This window comes from Myxococcales bacterium, from assembly GCA_016706225.1.
Lineage (GTDB): Bacteria > Myxococcota_A > Polyangia > Polyangiales > Polyangiaceae > JADJKB01.
This window is the reverse complement of the sequence record JADJKB010000006.1, coordinates 98,691-114,612: the sequence shown is the minus strand read 5'-3', so window position 1 is coordinate 114,612 and position 15,922 is coordinate 98,691. Positions and strand designations below refer to the sequence as shown.

Sequence of the window (15,922 nt, the reverse complement as noted above, 5' to 3'; positions counted from 1 at the left end):
AAGCTAGATGTCGAACCCGATCCCTTTCCTGGCGATCCTGCTGCTCTCGAGCGGCTGCTCCATTTCCATGACCACCGGCCCCGCCGCTCCGTCAGGTCCTGTCGTAGCCAGCCTGCCGCCGACCGCCGTGTACACCACGCCGGCACCGGCCGGAGCGCCCGCGTATCAGTCACCGGCGCAGCCCGCGTCCTCGCCTCAAACGAACCCGCATCAGCCGGCGGCTGCCACCCCGTCAGCTCCGGCCTCGCGCCCGTCCGATCCGCGCATGCCGCCGCCGGCAGCGAACCCGTCGGACCCCCGCACACCGTCGCCCGTGGCCCGCGGCCCCGCACCCAGTGGAGGCCTGAGTCGCGCTCCAGCCGCCGCCGATCGCAGTCGTGTCTCCACCGCGCCGACCAAGAAGTGGAAGCTCCGCTTCAAGGACACCTGGGTCGATAAGGGCAAAAAACAAGTCGAGCCGACCGAGGCGGCGACCCCGACCCGGAGCGCTCCCGGACGCCGAGAGATGTAACTTCCTTCAGCCGGAGCGCCTTTCTCTTGGCGCCCCGCCCGATGCCCAATAACCTCGCCGCAACCCGCGAGCGAGCATGAACGGACTGTCCCAGCGTCAACTCTTGGGTGTGGGGCTTCCCCTCGTCGCCGGTCTCATCGTCGCCTTCCTGCGACAAGACATCGCAGCCTACGCCATCGCGGTCGGCCTCGTTGGGACGGTCGGAGCGTGGCTGGCGACCTCCGGAGCTAGCTCCGGTGGCGTGGTCGAAGGAGTCGTGTCGGCGGTGCGCCGGCTCCGCGATGGTCGCAAGCCGGAGGCGCCCGCCGACGCGGATCCCGCACTGCGCGGCCTGTACGCGGAGCTCGACGAGCTTCACGAGACGCTCAACGAGCTGAGCGCCCGGGACGAAGAGCGCGCGGTCGCGGTCGACGAAGCGTCGCGGGCCGTGTCGGACGCGTTGCGCAAGCTCACCGAGGGCGTTGCGGGACAGCTCGACACCAGCGAGGACACCGCGCGAACCATCAAGGAGTCTGCGTCGTCGATGCTGGAGATCGCCCAGCACGTCGAGGTGCTCGCTGCCAGCGCCGAGGAGTCCAGCTCCAGCATCTTGGAGATGACGGCGACCAACGAGGAGGTCGCGTCCAACATCGTCGAGCTGGCGTCCAGCGTGCGCGAGAGCGTCAGCAGCATCGAAGAGATGGCATTCTCCATCAAAGAGGTGGCCAAGAACGTCGACGCGCTCTCGCTGACCGCGGAAGAGACCAGCTCGAGCATGAACGAGATGGACGTGTCCATCGATCAGGTTCAGTCGAACGCCAACGAGACGGCCCGGCTCAGCGAGGAGGTCGCGCTGGACGCCGAGCGGGGCGCCGAGAGCATCCTCAAGACCATTGGTGAGATCTATCGCATCAAGGAGAGCAGCCAGGAGGCCGTGGCGGTCATCTCCAACCTCGGGTCGCGCATCGACGCCATCGGGCAGATCCTCAACGTCATCGACGACGTGGCGGAGCAGACCAACCTCTTGGCGCTGAACGCCGCGATCATCGCGGCGCAAGCGGGCGAACACGGCAAGGGGTTTGCGGTCGTCGCCGACGAGATCAAGGACCTGGCGGAGCGGGCCGGGGCAAGCACCAAAGAGATCGCCGATCTGATCAAGACCATCCAGTCCGAGAGCCGCAACGCAATTCAGGCCGTCGAGCGCGGTGCACAGAACGTCGACCGCGGCGTCGAGGTCTCGAACGAGGCCGAGCGCGCGCTCAAGAAGATCCTGGAGAGCTCCCAGAAGAGCACCAACATGGTGCGGGCCATTGCCCGGGCCACGGTTGAACAGGCCAAGGGCAGCAAACAGGTCACCGACGCCATCGGGCGCATCGCCGAGACGGTGCAGCAGATCGCGGCGGCGACGGCGCAGCAGGCCCGCGGCAGCGAGCTCGTGATCAAGAGCAGCGACAAGATGCGGTCCATCGCCCAGCAGGTCGAGCGCTCCAGCCAGGAGCAGTCGCGCGGCGGGCGTCAAATCACCCAGGCCATCGAGAGCATCAGCCACATGGTCAACCAGATCAATTCGTCGCACCGCTCGCAGACCCGTGGCACCGAGCACGCGTTGGCCTCGGCCGCGCGGCTCGAGGACACGGCGCGGCGCCAGGACGGGGCGTTGCGCGAGCTGATCACCCACACCGAGAAGCTGAAGAAAGCGCTCAGCTGAGTCGTGCCGTCTCCGGGCGTGGCGGCGCTCGCAGGGCTCCTGCTCTTTGCCCTGCTCTCGCTGGCTCGGAGCCGCATCCGCCGCTCACTCCCGGGGTCCACGCTGAAACGACGCCCGGCCTGGCGCATGGGCGACGTCGTGTGCCTGCTCGTGGCCACGACTGTTGCGCTGGTGTTGCGCCTGATGTTTCTGGAGTCGCGCCCCGTCGATAACGACGAACCCGTGGGGCTCGGTCTCGTGAGCATCGCCGGCTGGGCGCGCGAGACCGATGCGCGGCTGCATCCGCCGCTGTCGGCGCTGCTCATGACCTGGGTTGGCGGGGCGCACGAGCTCGGGAACGCCCGCGGCGTGTCCGTGTTGGCGGGGGTTGCGTGCGTGCCGCTGGTGTTTGCGCTGGTTCGGGCGGCGGCGGGGCGCGGTCCCGCCACGATCGCTGCGCTGTGGCTCGCCAGCATGCCGGCGGCGCTGCACACCTCGCAGCTCGCGCGCGGCTATTCCCTGGCCGCGCTCGGCGTGCTCGCGGCCCACGTGTGTCTGTCGAAGGCGCTGGACACCGGGCGAGAGCGTTGGTTCTTCGGTTACTCGCTGGTGGCCGCGGCCACGCTGTTCACCGAGTACCTGACGCTGGGGCCGCTGGTTGGTTCGGTGGCGGTCGCGCTCTGGTCTGCGCGCGAGAGGCGCGGGCTCCTGGTGGGGATCGTCGGTGCGTTTGGCGCCGCGGTGACTGCCGTTGCATTCACGTTCCCGTTTGCGCTGCCGACGTTGTGGCTCGGAGTCGGCGGCGGCCCTCACGCGCCGACCGGCTCTCTACGGGCACTCGTGGATGGGCTGGCGCTCTTTTCGGGTCCGGCGGCGCCGTTCAACGGGCTGCTCGTGATTGCGCTGGTGATCGGCGCGGCGCGGCGGCGAGCGTTGGGTGGCAGCGAGGTTCGCGCGATCGCCGCCATTGCGCTCGGCGTGCTCACGCTGCTCGCATTTTCGCTCTTCACGGCAGTGCGTGCGCGGTACTTGCTGCCAGTCGTGCCGCTGTTCGTGGCTGTGGGTGTGCTCGGCGCAAGCGCCTTCGGTCGTATCGGACTGACACTCGTGGCCGCGGTTGCGTGCGCGCACGCCGGGCTCTTGCCTGCATACTTCTCGGGTTCAGCCACGGGCCCGGAGCTATCGACCGGGCGGCGCACACCGATCACCGTCGGCTGGCTGCGAGCGGATCCGAGCGCGGCGGTCGCCGTGTTTCCCGAGTGGTCACTCGCGGAGGCGAGCTACCGTTTGGCTCGGGTATTTCCGGGGCGTGACGCCGGGCTCGACTGTCCGGCAACGCTGTGCGTGCGCGGCGCCCGCAACCTATACGGCGCGCGCGCCGAGAATTTGCCCGGGTTGATCGAGCGCGAGGGGCGCCTCTACGTCTGGCTGCGAGCGGACATGGAGCTCGACCTGCCGGAGTGCGGAGTGGTGCTGCGCGAAGCGGGCACCACCCTTCTGAGCTGCAAGGCCAGCGCCCGCGCTCGTTAGCAAGACCGGTGTGCTCGGGCTGAGACGAGCGGCCGCGTGGGCTCGCGCCGACTTGCGCTGGGGCGCCGGGAAAGGCGCTCGGCCAGCGCGAGGGTCGAATGCGGAGCCGACCTGCGCTGGGAAAGGCGCTCGGCCAGCGCGAGGGTCGAATGCGGAGCCGACCTGCGCTGGGAAAGGCGCTCGGCCAGCGCGAGGGTCGAATGCGGAACCGACCTGCGCTGGGAAAGGCGTCAGCCCAACTGTTGCAAGTGGGCTTCGCGCTGGCGTGATGGGAGGACGCCTCTCCCAGCGCGAGTGGGTTCGCTGGCGTGATGGCAGGACGCCTCTCCCAGCACGAGTGGGTTCGCGCTGGCGTGATGGCAGGACGCCTCTCCCAGCGCGAGTGGGTCTCCATTTCGTGGTGGATTCTTGTGGGCGGCCCTCCCCGTCGCGGGTCGGCGCGCGCCTCGCGCGGGGGGATCGGTTTGGTGTCGTATGGCGCGCGCAATTCGCGGAGCTCGCGCGGAGGGATCGGTTTGGTGTCGTATGGCGCGCGCAATTCGCGGAGCTCGCGCGGGGGGATCGGTTTGGTGTCGTATGGCGCGCGCAATTCGCGGAGCTCGCGCGGAGGGATCGGTTTGGTGTCGTATGGCGCGCGCAATTCGCGGAGCTCGCGCGGAGGGATCGGTTTGGTGTCGTATGGCGCGCGCAATTCGCGGAGGTGGATTGGCTTGCTGATGAGGTCGCGCCCGAAGACGGCCTCGGCGGCGAGGAGATTGTGCGCGCGGCAGAGCACGCGCAGGTTGTCGGGATTGGCGCTCCCGCCCAGCGCGCGGCTGCTTGTGGTCGAGCTCGAGAAACGCGCGCGCCGTGCAGCGCTCGCCGTTCGAGCTGGTGTAAGTGCAGCGCTCGCCATCGCGAGCGATGACCTCGCGCCGCGTCGGATTGCTGACGCGCTCGCCGTCCGAGCGTCGGGGGCGGGCGGGGCGCGCGGTCTTGCCGAGCTTCTTCTTCTCGAGATCGTGCAGCAGGAGATCGACGGCGCGCTCGACCACGAGCGCGAGGTCGCGGCCCGGGTTCACGTGACTCGTGAGATCGAGCGCTCGCTCCAGTTTGCCGCGCAGTTCCGTGCTGGCAGTGAAGTGCACCGCGTGGCGCTCCGGGGCGAGGACTTGAATTTGCGCGGCGCCGCGCGAGCTCGTGTCATGGGGGAAGAAGGCTGCGCTGGGGCTGGCGGTCGCGTCGGTGGGCGGCGGCGCAAGCGGCTGCGCGGTGGGTTGCACGGGCGACGCCGAGCGCTCCGGGGGCGAGGTCAGTAGGGACGAGGGCGGCGGCGACGATCGTGGCGGCGACGAGCCCGAGGTGATCAGCTGCGCTGGCTGTACCGCGGCGAGCAGTGTCGAGCGCGACGGCGGGCGCCGCGGCGGCAACTTGCGCATTCGGGAGGGCACATCGGGTCTGGGTGCGAGGTGGGCGACGAGGGTCTCCACTTCGCGCTTGGTCTTGCCGCAAATCAGGTCGAGCAACTCGGCGTGATTGTCCGGTGTCAGGTGGGACTTGAGCAGCGCGAGGGCCGAGAGGTGCACCTTGCCCGAGGCCACCAGCGCGGGAATGACCGGAAACTTTCGCGCGAGCCGCGCGGCAACGATGCGTCGATAGGCCTCGCCCTCGCTCATGCCGAGGCGGCGCGTGCAGAAGTCGAAGAGAGAGGGGGACGCGGCACGCAGGTGAAGGCGGCGTTCCTCGACCTCGGCGAGGTAGAGGATGAGCTTGGCGGTGACCCGGCGACCGGCGACGACGAGGGAGCGGGTGGCCTCGACGAGCGCGTCGTCGCTCAGCTGATGAAGAGCAGCGTGACTCATGAAGCTCTCGTACCACGGAGATTTCTGGCTTCGCCGCTGACACCCAGCGCGGCGATCGGAGCGTCGGACGGCGCTCGAAGTGTTTTCGTTGCGGCAGCGCGTCTGGTGTCGAGTGCCGGGCGGCAGCACGCGGTTGCAGCCGACCTCGTCGATCGCGCGCGAAGGCGCTGCGAAAATCGGTCAAGCACAATCGTGATCGGTGAGAAGATTTTTTTTGCGCGACGTGCGGAGAGATCTGCGCGAGGGCCGCGTCCGGCCCGCGCGTTCTCCCGAGCCGGCGCCGCGCGGTCACTTTCGCCAGCGCCAGCGTCCGCCGCGCGGTCACTTTCGCCAGCGCCAGCGTCCGCCGCGCGGTCACTTTCGCCAGCGCCAGCGTCCGCCGCGCGGTCACTCTTGTCTCGCGCCAGCGTGAGTTGCGAGCAGGCGCGAGGTGTGCGAACTCTCGCGAGCTTCGGCCGGCGGCCAAGGCCAAGCTCGAGGCATGGGTGACGACGGAAGGTGCGCTCACGAGGCTTCATGGCAGGTCGTGGTTCTGGTGCTCTGGTCGGGTTCGGGCTGCTCGCCGCGGTGGGGCTGATCGGGCTGTCCGTGGTCCTGGCAGTGAAACAAGCTGCGCCCGGACCCGCCAACGTCCCCGCGATCACCGTGCACGAAGAGTTTCCGAACGCCTGGCCCTCGGCGCCGCCCCCCAGCGTGGCGCGGCTCCTCGACGGCGCCGGTCCGGGCACTGCGCTCGGTGAGAAGTGGCGGATCCGTGGGGTGAGCCCGGTCCACGAACAACGCATCGTGATCGACGTTGCCAACGGATCGATCGGGTTTCGCGTGCTCGTGATGCTCAAGGAGCGCGATGCCCGCCTGCCACCGAAGCAGACCGAGCGCTATTCACTCTACACCGTGCAGCCGCGCCCCAGGTCGGACTCGGTCGACGACAAAGACTACGACCTCGTGCTGAAGGCGTTGGGCGAACGCATCGCGAAACAGGAGAAGAGTGTGCCGGTTCCAGACGGGCTGTGACTTGCGTCAGACGAACGGCGACTCTCGCGCACGTCAGCCCCGCGCGCGCCTTCCTCGCGCCCACAGCATCAAGAGCCCCGTCGCGAGCCCAAAACCAATCGGCCAGGCGAGGCCCCGCGTCAGGCTCGCAGGCTCCACCGCCCGCCCCTCCCGCTCAACGTTCCGTCGAAAGAACTCCCCGCGATCATTGGCCCGCACGCGCGCGAGCAATGCATCGGCCGCCTCCCGCGCGGGGCCCATCTGTGCTTCTCCGTCCCGTGTCACGCCAAAGCTCGCGGTCGTCTCGCTCTGGCCCGCGCGCGGGCCGAGCTTCAAGCGCACGAGCGCGCCAGCTTCGTCCTTTAGCTCGACGTCGATGTGGTCAGCTCCGATGCTGACGTTCCACAGCTTGAAACCCCCTGAGATGGCGCCGCCCAGCGAATACGGCGCGAACAGCGCCATGACCTCTGCCTCTCGCCCGCTGCCGATGATCTGCTCTTCGACCGCCTGGGCGAGCGAAGCCGACAACATCAGCGCGAGGCAGAGGCGGCGATTCATTTGTGAACGCGCAGCAGCGTAACCTTCACTTCGTCGCCTTGGTAGGCGTTCCAGCGCATGCTCGGGATCGCAGGCAACGTCGCCTCCGCAACGGGTTCGAGGTGCACTCCGCGCTCGACGGCAGCGCACACCGGGGCGCCGTGCGGCGTCGCACACAGGGACGAACGGAAGTAGTAAGCGGGCTGGGGCAGCGAGCCGAGATCAAACGCAACGTCGTCGTTCCGGAGCGGCGCGCGCCGTGCGGTCCTGCCAGCGTAGAGCGGCAGCACGCTGACCTGGGAGTCCGCGCGCTCCAGGTAGGCAACGGTCGCCTTCGATTCCAACCGTACGCGAAGGGTCCGCACGAACTCCGCTTCGCGCGCGTCCGTCGGCAGGCGCGATAGCGGCAGACGAGCGGGCAAGGTCAGGAGTGACAGCACGACGAGCGCCAGAGCCGCCGCGGACTGCGCGCGCGGCGCTCGGAAACCGCGCGCGATGGCGACCGAGCACAGCACGACGACGGCCGGAAGATACATGCGCTGATGGGCGGCGGTCACCGCCGCGTTCGGATCGCTGGAGAGATCCGTCAAACGCGCGGCTGCGACGACACCCACGCCGGCGAGAGCGATCACCAAGCCACGAAACGAACGCAGGCTCAGGCCCACGACAACGGCGACCCCCAGCACGTAGAGGGTGGGTCTCTGACTCAAGAGCTCCCAGCGTGGCGCGGTGCGGGGCAGCCATTTCTGCCCCAAGGTCCCGTGCATCACCTCGAAAATTGCGCTCCCGCTCGCGATCGCCGCAATCACCACCATCAACGCCCCGCCCGCCGCACACAGCGTGAGGCGGCGCCGCACCGAGCCAGGTGCCAACAGGAGCGGGAGCGGGACCGTGAGCGCAACGGGCCACGCGCTCGGATGAATGCGGAGCATCTGCGCGACCAGCAGCGCCGCTCCAACAATGGGCAGAAAGAAACTCGAGCCCCGCAGGCGCGGCGCTGCCGCAGAGGTCGCCGCGGTCGCCAGCATGCACAGCGAGAGGATGCTCGAGAAGTAGGACTCCGTGGCCGCCAGCCGCGCGAGCAGCGGATCGAGCGCACACCCGAGCGCAAGCGCCGCAGCGAGCCAGAGCTTTGCGCCCAGCCTGCGCGCGATGAACCAGGCCGCCGGAGGTACCGTCGCCGCCAAGAGCGACTGAAAGAGCCAGAGCCCACGCTCGGGCTCACTGGCGATCAATCGCGCGGGCAGCGCAAACAACTCGGCGAAGCCGGGCCCATACGCCGCGAGGCCCGCCTCTCCGCCCAATGCGTGAGCGACCCAGAGTGGCCCTTGACCGTTCTGGTGAAAGAACGAACCGGGCGCGGCGAACCAACGGAGCAGCGCGCACGCAGCAGCCAAACCTAGCGCGAGCTGCGCCTCGCGACCGAACTTCGGCCGCGTCCGCCACACGCACAGCCCGATCGTGGCCAGCGCGGCAATCAACAACCACGGCGCCCGCGGCCCATCCGGCGGACGCGGTGCGGCAGTGGTGGCGAGCGCGAGCGGCAGGTTTGGATCTCGCTCCGCGCACCCGACCAGCGCCTCGAGCATCGTGCGCCGCGCTTCACTCTCCCTGGACCAGTCGGCGAATTGTCCCACCGGAGCGAGTCCGATCGAACCCGCGCTGCGGAAGCTCGCATCCGTGCGAGCTCGAAGCTCGACGTCGAGACGCTCGGCGGGGGCCCGCACGACCACGACGCCGTGATGACAGGTCACGAGCTCGAGTTGCCTTTCCGCGGACGCGGCGCAGCGGGAGACCCAGGCCTCGATGCCGGCGTCACACACCGGTCGTGCCGACGCGGCGGTCGTCCAACCGAGCAGCGCCACGAGCAAGCCCGCGCACACGATCCTCGAGGCGAGCCACGCCTTCACCGAGGTGGCTCCTACGACAGCCTGCGGTGCGCGGCAGCCTTCGAGAGGTGGGCCATGGCCTCGGTCAGACCCTCCAGCGTGAGGTGGTGCATGGGAAAGATCTCACCGATGCCCTTGGCCGTGCCGCCGCTCCAGTACTGCGGTGGGTCGGGGTTCAGCCAGACGCTGCGCTCGAAGCGCTGCTGAATGAACTGCAGCCAGTCGAGACCGGACAGCGCTTCACCACCGGCGGGTGAGCCCCACGGCCCCGTGCCGAGCAGCTCTCCGGGCGCCATGGCGGCGTCGCCGACGAAGACCACCTTCCAGCGCGCGTTCAGCTGATCGACCAGCTGCGGCACCTCGATGGGATCCATCAGCGCGTCGGTCGAATAGACGCGCCCGTAGATGGTGTTGTGGAAGTAATACGTACGCAGCTCACGGAAGTTCGACGCGCGCTTGGCGGCGCTGAACAGCTGCGAACAGGTGTGGGCGAAGGGGTCCATGGAACCGCCGACGTCCATCAACAAGAGCACCCGCACGCTGCTCTTGCGGGGTGGTCGCGTGATGATCTCGAGCTCACCGCCGTTGCGCGCGGTGGCGTCGATGGTGCCTTCCAGATCGAGCTCGTCGAGCGCGCCCTCACGGGTGAACGAGCGCAGCTTGCGCAGCGCGACCTCGATCTGCCGCACGTCGAGCACCAGATCCGAGCGGTACGGGCGATAACGGCGTGCGTCGGCCATGCCCATGGCGCTGCGTCCGCCACGTCCGCCGGAGCCGGAGCGCATGCTGATGCCGGATGGGTGATAGCCGCCGGTTCCGAACGGGCTCGTGCCGCCGGTTCCGATCCAGCGGTTGCCGCCCTCGTGTCGCTCCTTCTGCTCGCGCAGGCGCTGCTCGAGCAACTCACGCAGCTCGTCGACGCTGAGCTCCTTGATGGCAGCCTTCTGTTCGTCCGTCAGCCCTTCGAGGACCTTCGGATCGCGCAGCCATTCCTCCAGCTCTTTCAAGAAGCTGGTGGTCTCGAACACGACACCCTTGAAGTGGGAGAGGAAGGCCTCGTCGAACTTGTCGAGCTCGCTCTCGCGGTGAACCATCAGCGCCCGCGCGATGTAATAGAACCCGTCCAGCGAGTTCTCGTGCAGGCCGAGCGCCAGGGCCCGTGCCAGCTGCACGGCCTCTTGGGCCCCGACCGCCATGCGCCGCGCGCGCAGCTCGTACAAGAAGGGCACGATGAACTGGCTCATTCGCCGACTCCTGCGCCGCAGCGGGCGTCGCCCGGCGTCGACACCACGAGCTCGTATTCGCCCACCTCGAGGTTTGGCGGTACCACGATGGCGCCGTCGTACTTTCCGTCTTCCCCGGCCGACAGCGACTGGATGGGAATGAGCTTGCCGGAGTCACTCCGGAGCGCGAAGTCGACGCGAACTCCGCGGCAACCCTCGCCATCGGCCTCGACGCGACCGACCACGGCCAGCGGCTCGCCGCGGCGGACCTGTCCACTCTTGACGTTCACGCCCAGCTTCGATGCAGGTCGTTCGTCCGCCGGTGTCGTGCCCCCGTCCGCGACGCCGGGGCCGATGTTGGCGACGGGTGTGCTGCCGCTGCTGCTGCCACCGTCGAGCTGAGCCCCGCCGTCCGCGCCGCTCGTGGCGCCGGCATTGCTCGGGCCCCCTGCTCCCGAAATCGTCCGCTCCACCAGCTCGCCCGCGCTCTCCGCGCCGTCCGGCCACTTGAACGGATCGGCCGGCGGTGCGTGCATGGGTTGTGAGGGATCTCGCTCCGTATCCAGTCGTTCGGCGGCGCCGCCCAGATCGACCCGATGCCACCCGAGCGCGTCGAACACCTCGACCCAGGCGTGGGCCTCGTTGCGGATCATGCGGGTCGGGATCCCGAGCGCTTGGGCCGTGATGATGAAGGCGTACGCGCGGTGACGACACACACCCTTCTTGCTCAAGGCGAGCTCTTCGTAGAGCGCGGCGCCCGACGAGATGGGTCGATCGTTGGAGGGAGCAAAGCTCCGAAAGTGAGCGACCAGCGCGGTGACCGCCGCTGCCGGGGTCATGGCGCGCGAGATGCCGACTTTTTCCAGCACACGCTCGGCGGCGCTCTTGATGCTCGCTGGCATGTGGGGGACGAACCGGCTGAGCGAGACGAAGCTGGCGTCGCGCGAGAACGGGCTGCCGAAGGCCTCCCGCGCGATGGCGAGCTGCAGGACCATTCGCACGCGTTTGGTCTCGCCGGAGCGAATGAACCAGTTCTCCGCGCCGTCGCGCTGGAGCTGAAAGGTCGTGGGCGGCACGGTGTGTGCGGACAACACCCGAGTACCGGGGCCGACGCTGGGAATGCGCACCGGCGTGTCGGCGACCAGGTCCACGTTCATGTCGGCGTAGAATTGATCGTCGCCGCTGCGCACGTTGCCGCCAATCGGCAGCTTGACCAAGGCCTTGTCGGCGACGCCCAATTCCAGCGACTCTTCCACCACGTCGTAGGCAAACAGGCGCTTGAACGGTGTGATCGCCGGAATGAACGGGTCGTCGTAGCTCACGACCTCCGGCCGCGACGTGTTGCGGTCGATGCGATAGGTCGCGTCGACGCTCGCCGGTGTGGAGCCGCCGCCGTACGTTTGTTCGTTCTGGCGCTGGGAGCGCAAGGGATCGGGCGCCTGGACCACCCCACTCGGGGTCTCGATGGCGGCCGGGAGCTTGCCGTCGGTCGTGGTCGCGTGGAGCGCCAGGTCCTCGCCCGGGTCCGGATCGAAGTAGGTGTGAACGACTGGCCCCGCTGCGTGCGCCGGCAGAACGATGGCGACGAGCAGCACCACGAGCAGCTTTGCGGTGCCGAGGTAGCGGCGATTGAGTGCGGGGCGGTGCACGGCTGTCGGGAAGAGTAGCACCCGAGTGTTGCAAGGCGCCCCAGGTCTTTGGGTTGGGCGCTCGGGTGCGTGGTACCTTTGGTGATTCGACGGGCTGATTGACGGCGACGACCCGGCGCCCGAGCAGAGCCTGACCCGCTCTGCCTCACCCGCGCTCGGCCACACACACGATCTGAAACCCCAGCAGCTCCGGCCAGACGCCGCAGACCGCCGCCTCGGCCGGCTCGACGAAGCGGCGGTAGCTGCGGAACGCCGACGATTCGCTGAGTGACAGGTGGTCTCCCGCCGCAACGTCCTTCTCGAACAGCTTGCGCAAGAGCGGTGCGGCGGACTGCACCAACGACGGGGTGCAGCGCTCTTCGACGCTGGAGAGGCCCGAGTACTCGAGCAAAGCTCTGAGGGAGCGGCGCGTGAAGAATCGCAGGTGGGTGCGATCGTACAGACCGGACCAGGCGTAATCGAAGCGCCCGGCCAGGGTGCGCAGCCGGTTGTACCAGACCGCGTAGTTGGGCACCGAGATCACGAAGCGCGCGTCACGCAGGCAAGGAGCCTCGGTCAGCTGGCGGAGGAAGCGCACGGGATCCGGCGTGTGCTCGAGCACGTCGGAGAGGATCACGCCGTCGAACGCGGCGCTGTCCGTTCGGGTGAGCCAGGCGTCGGCGAGCCCAACGAACACCTCGTCCGCCGCCTCGCGGGCCAGCTCCGCCGCGTGCAGGTTGGGTTCGATGCCGGCGATGAACAGCTCGGGGTGACGCGACTTCAGCTCGCGGGCGTTGGCGCCGGCACCGCAGCCGACATCGAGCAGCCGCGGGCGAACGCGACCTCGGAGCACCCGACTCTCGACGAGCTCCACGAGCACGCTGTTCGGGCGTTCGACGTACGCATACTCGGTCGCTTCGAGATCCAGTGGGATGGGTCGGGCGGGCCGCATGTTCAGACCGATCAGGGCTCTAGCATGACGAACCGCGCGCCGAAAAACCGCGGGCGCCAAGGCCACTCTGGCCATGCGCCGAGACCTCGCCTAACGTCCGCGGCCTCGCTCTTCACCATGGCGCGCCAGGACCCCAAGGAAGAAGTCAACGCGGCCCTGGCTGCGCTGATCGGACGGCCCGAAGCCGTGCTCGACGTCGGCTGCGGCACCGGCATGAATGGCATGGTGGCGCGGACCACGGGCGCTCGTGTCACGGGCCTCGAGCACGATCCGGTGCTGGCCAAGCGCGCGGGCCTCTTGCTCGACGAGGTGTTCGAGCTCGATCCGACCGATCCCGCGGCGGTCGCGCGCGCGCTCGGAGAGCGGCGCTTCGATCTCGTGCTGATCCCGGATCTGATCGAGCGCTGCGCTCGACCGGCAGACGTGGTGCAGGCGTTTGCCAAGTACGTCGCGCCCGAGGGGCGCCTGATCGTGTCCGCGCGCAATCGTGAGGTCTGGCCCGTCAAGCTCGGGCTCGCCAACGAGAGCATCGGTTTCGAGGAGAGCCATCGTCTCTTCTCCCGCGCCGAGGTGGAGGCGTTCGTGCGTGCGGCGGGCCTGTCGCTGTTGCAGGTCGACGTGAACCCGATGCTCGTCAAGGCGGCGCGGCGATTCCTGGACGAGAGCACCTTCGTCAGCGCGAAATACGGCGAGGCCGAGGCTACTGGCTACCGCGATCTCAGCGTGTGGCAGATGTATCTGAGCTTGGTGCGTCCGGTCGAGGTCGCGCTGACCCGGTTGGCGCCCCGAGTGCTCGCGTATCAACACGTCGTGGTGGCGCGCCGCCCGCCGGAGCCCAGGAAGCTCGCGCTCACCATCGGCATGCTCACGATGGACGAAGAAGAGAGCATCGCGCGCATGATCGACGAAATTCGCCGGGTCGCGCCCGACGCGAAGATCCTGGTCGTCGACAGCAGCGTCAAGGATCAGACGCCGATCATCGCCGAGAAGATGGGCGCGCGGGTCCTGCGTCAGCTGCCGCCGCGGGGTCATGGCCCGGCGATGGAGCTCTTGATGTACGAGTCGGCCAAACAGGGCGACGCGCTCATTTACCTGGACTGCGACTTCACCTATCCGCCCGAGGTGATCCCGGTCATTCGCCGCATCCTCGAGAGCGGTGTCGACGTGGTGAACGCGACGCGTATCCGGGTGAAGCCGGAGGCCATGCCGCTGCCGAACTTCATGGCGAACCGTACGTTCGTCTATTTCTCGCGCGTGCTGAACGGCGTACCGCTCTCGGACCTGCACAGTGGCATGCGGGGTTATCGCTCGAGCGCGATCCGCGCCTTCAGCTTCACTGGCGAAGGCGACGCGCTCCCCATCGACACCATCGTGTGGCCCGCGCGCTCGGGTTACCACGTCGTCGAGGTGCCCATCGACTATCAGGAGCGGGTGGGGACCTCGAAGCTGCGCAAGCTCGCGGGCACGGTGTGGACGTTCATTCGCCTCGCCAAGACCGTCAACGTCGGCACTCGCCGGCGTGACACCTACGACGTGTGGGAGAGCCTCGACGAGCCATGAGCGGGGCGCGCGGGGTGATCGTCGATCGCGACGCGACACTGATCGACGTCGTGCGTGACGAGGAGACCGGCGCCATCAGCGTCGCCTTTCACCCGAGCCACCTGAAACTCTTGCCGGGTGTCGTCGCGGGTCTCGTGGCGCTCCGCGATGCGGGCTTCGTGCTGACGATTGCCACGAACCAGCCAGCGCCTGCCAAGGGGCAGTTCTCGGCCGAGGCCGTGGAGCGAACGAACCGCGCGCTCGAGCAACTGCTCGAGAACGAAGGCCTCCGCGTCGCCGCCTTCGAGGTGTGTATGCATCACCCGGACGGTGGACCCGGGGGCGATCCCGCGCTGCACAAGCGCTGTGATTGTCGCAAACCCGAGCCAGGACTGCTGCTTCGAGCCATGGCCAAGGCTGGGATCGATCCGGCGCTCACCTGGATGATCGGGGACGCCCCGGGCGACGTGCTCGCCGCACGGAACGCCGGGGTGCGCTCGGCGCTGGTGTTTCCGCAGAACCGCTGCGAGCTGTGTCCCCTCAAGGGCGGGCCGGAGGTGCGGGCGGATCTCGTGGCGTCGCGCTTCGACGAAGTCGCCCAGCTGATCATCAGCGCGGGCTGAGCTTCAGGTCGGCGGCAGGAAGCGCCGGACCCAGAAGCCGAGCCAGGGCATGACCCAGAGCCGGCCCTTGTAGGCGGAATAACAGGCGTAGGCGTGGGCGGCGAAGTTCCACAGCCAGTAGAGCGTGAGGGTGATGGCCAGGAGCACGATCAGCGCCGTCTGCAGGGGCGATGGATCGGCGAGCGCGAGCGGGACACCCAGCCCCAGCAGGATGATCGCGAGGGTCGCGATGGAAAATCCGAGCTGGCTCAGGCTCTGGATTGCGCAGAAGCGCACGAAGGGCCGGCCGCGCGCCGCGAACAGGTAGTAGAGCGACGCAATGATGAAGACACCCTGGATCGGCAGGTAACAGAGCAGGCCCGCGAGGGAGTCACTGCTGCTCGAAGCGGCGCCGACCGATGGCAGGGCGGGAGTGCTCACCGGGACATTCAGGGTCGCGCCGAGCCAGTGTGCGAGCTCGGCGGCCTCCGTCGCGTGTTTGGGCAAGAGTGGCCCGAGCAGCTTCAGGGCAGGGCCGTCCGTGCGGTGCGCGCGCAACTCGAGAAACCCCGACACGCGGTCCTGGCGTTCCACCTCGAGCTGGGTGAACGCGGAGAGCGACACCGGATACGGTGAGCGCGCAGTGAAGACGAAGCCGCGACCAAAATCGATCCGGGTGCGCGTGCGCGCCGCCAGGAGGGGTGACACGAGCGCGAGCAGTAGCCCGAGCACGAAGCTGAGGCCGGCGATCCCGGCCAGCACGACGCTGGGTACCGACACCCCGTCTTCGTCGAGCCCTGCCAGGACCGCGAGCAGCGCAAACAACGGTGGCAGAGCCAGGGCGAGCAAGATGCCGCGAAATGCCCAGTGCCGGGCCGGGACGGCGAAGCTGACGCCGTGGTCGGCGGGTTTCACGTGCGCGGCGAGGGCCGTGAACCGGGGTAGCGGCGTCACTCTGGAAGGCTAGCCGAAGCGCGAGGGATCCCGTATATGTCGCCGTCCGCTTTTCCG

The 15,922-nt window shown here is 68.6% G+C and carries 13 protein-coding genes; 6 read left to right on the top strand and 7 right to left on the bottom strand.

Going from position 1 to position 15,922, the window contains the following annotated elements; all coding sequences use genetic code 11:
• Positions 1 to 7 precede the first annotated feature (7 nt).
• The 3 genes from IPI67_13820 (at position 8) to IPI67_13810 (ending at position 3,707) form a co-directional block, all read left to right on the top strand.
• Complete coding sequence (locus IPI67_13820) at positions 8 to 511, top strand: hypothetical protein (GenBank protein MBK7581278.1); 504 nt, start codon at positions 8 to 10, stop codon at positions 509 to 511.
• Between the two features lie 76 nt (positions 512 to 587).
• Positions 588 to 2,198 carry a chemotaxis protein gene (locus IPI67_13815; GenBank protein MBK7581277.1) on the top strand — a complete coding sequence of 537 codons (1,611 nt, stop codon included), beginning with the start codon at positions 588 to 590 and terminating at the stop codon, positions 2,196 to 2,198.
• 3 nt (positions 2,199 to 2,201) lie between these two features.
• A complete protein-coding gene (locus tag IPI67_13810; GenBank protein ID MBK7581276.1) occupies positions 2,202 to 3,707 on the top strand; it encodes a glycosyltransferase family 39 protein in 1,506 nt (501 codons plus the stop codon).
• Between the two features lie 230 nt (positions 3,708 to 3,937).
• Here the strand turns inward: IPI67_13810 and IPI67_13805 are convergent, their stop codons facing one another.
• Positions 3,938 to 5,548, bottom strand: a complete 1,611-nt coding sequence (locus tag IPI67_13805) for a hypothetical protein (GenBank protein MBK7581275.1) — start codon at positions 5,546 to 5,548, stop codon at positions 3,938 to 3,940.
• 516 nt (positions 5,549 to 6,064) lie between these two features.
• On the opposite strand from IPI67_13805, the gene IPI67_13800 reads away from it, so the two are divergent.
• Entirely contained in the window at positions 6,065 to 6,562 is a 498-nt protein-coding gene (locus IPI67_13800) for a hypothetical protein (protein ID MBK7581274.1), read from the top strand.
• A 33-nt stretch (positions 6,563 to 6,595) separates the two neighbouring features.
• Here the strand turns inward: IPI67_13800 and IPI67_13795 are convergent, their stop codons facing one another.
• The 5 genes from IPI67_13795 to IPI67_13775 all read right to left on the bottom strand — a co-directional run bounded on the left by IPI67_13795 (position 6,596) and on the right by IPI67_13775 (position 12,770).
• Positions 6,596 to 7,099 (bottom strand): hypothetical protein, encoded by a 504-nt coding sequence (locus IPI67_13795; GenBank protein ID MBK7581273.1) that lies wholly within the window; start codon positions 7,097 to 7,099, stop codon positions 6,596 to 6,598.
• Positions 7,096 to 8,988, bottom strand: coding sequence for a hypothetical protein (locus IPI67_13790; protein MBK7581272.1), 1,893 nt, complete (start codon positions 8,986 to 8,988; stop codon positions 7,096 to 7,098). Before IPI67_13790 ends, IPI67_13795 begins: the two co-directional genes overlap by 4 nt.
• Before the next feature lie 11 nt (positions 8,989 to 8,999).
• Complete coding sequence (locus IPI67_13785) at positions 9,000 to 10,211, bottom strand: VWA domain-containing protein (GenBank protein MBK7581271.1); 1,212 nt, start codon at positions 10,209 to 10,211, stop codon at positions 9,000 to 9,002.
• Complete coding sequence (locus tag IPI67_13780) at positions 10,208 to 11,839, bottom strand: transglutaminase domain-containing protein (protein ID MBK7581270.1); 1,632 nt, start codon at positions 11,837 to 11,839, stop codon at positions 10,208 to 10,210. Before IPI67_13780 ends, IPI67_13785 begins: the two co-directional genes overlap by 4 nt.
• A gap of 145 nt (positions 11,840 to 11,984) precedes the next feature.
• On the bottom strand, positions 11,985 to 12,770 hold the full coding sequence (locus IPI67_13775) for a class I SAM-dependent methyltransferase (GenBank protein MBK7581269.1): 786 nt from the start codon (positions 12,768 to 12,770) through the stop codon (positions 11,985 to 11,987).
• A gap of 117 nt (positions 12,771 to 12,887) precedes the next feature.
• Here IPI67_13775 and IPI67_13770 point away from each other — a divergent pair, with 117 nt between their 5' ends.
• Both IPI67_13770 and IPI67_13765 read left to right on the top strand, forming a co-directional pair.
• Entirely contained in the window at positions 12,888 to 14,330 is a 1,443-nt protein-coding gene (locus tag IPI67_13770) for a methyltransferase domain-containing protein (protein ID MBK7581268.1), read from the top strand.
• Positions 14,327 to 14,932: an HAD-IIIA family hydrolase gene (locus tag IPI67_13765; GenBank protein ID MBK7581267.1), complete on the top strand. Its 606-nt coding sequence runs from the start codon at positions 14,327 to 14,329 to the stop codon at positions 14,930 to 14,932. Before IPI67_13770 ends, IPI67_13765 begins: the two co-directional genes overlap by 4 nt.
• 3 nt (positions 14,933 to 14,935) lie before the next feature.
• Here IPI67_13765 and IPI67_13760 read toward each other — a convergent pair whose 3' ends face one another.
• The gene (locus IPI67_13760; protein ID MBK7581266.1) at positions 14,936 to 15,865 is read right to left on the bottom strand and encodes a hypothetical protein; all 930 of its coding nucleotides are present in this window, start codon (positions 15,863 to 15,865) and stop codon (positions 14,936 to 14,938) included.
• Positions 15,866 to 15,922 lie beyond the last annotated feature (57 nt).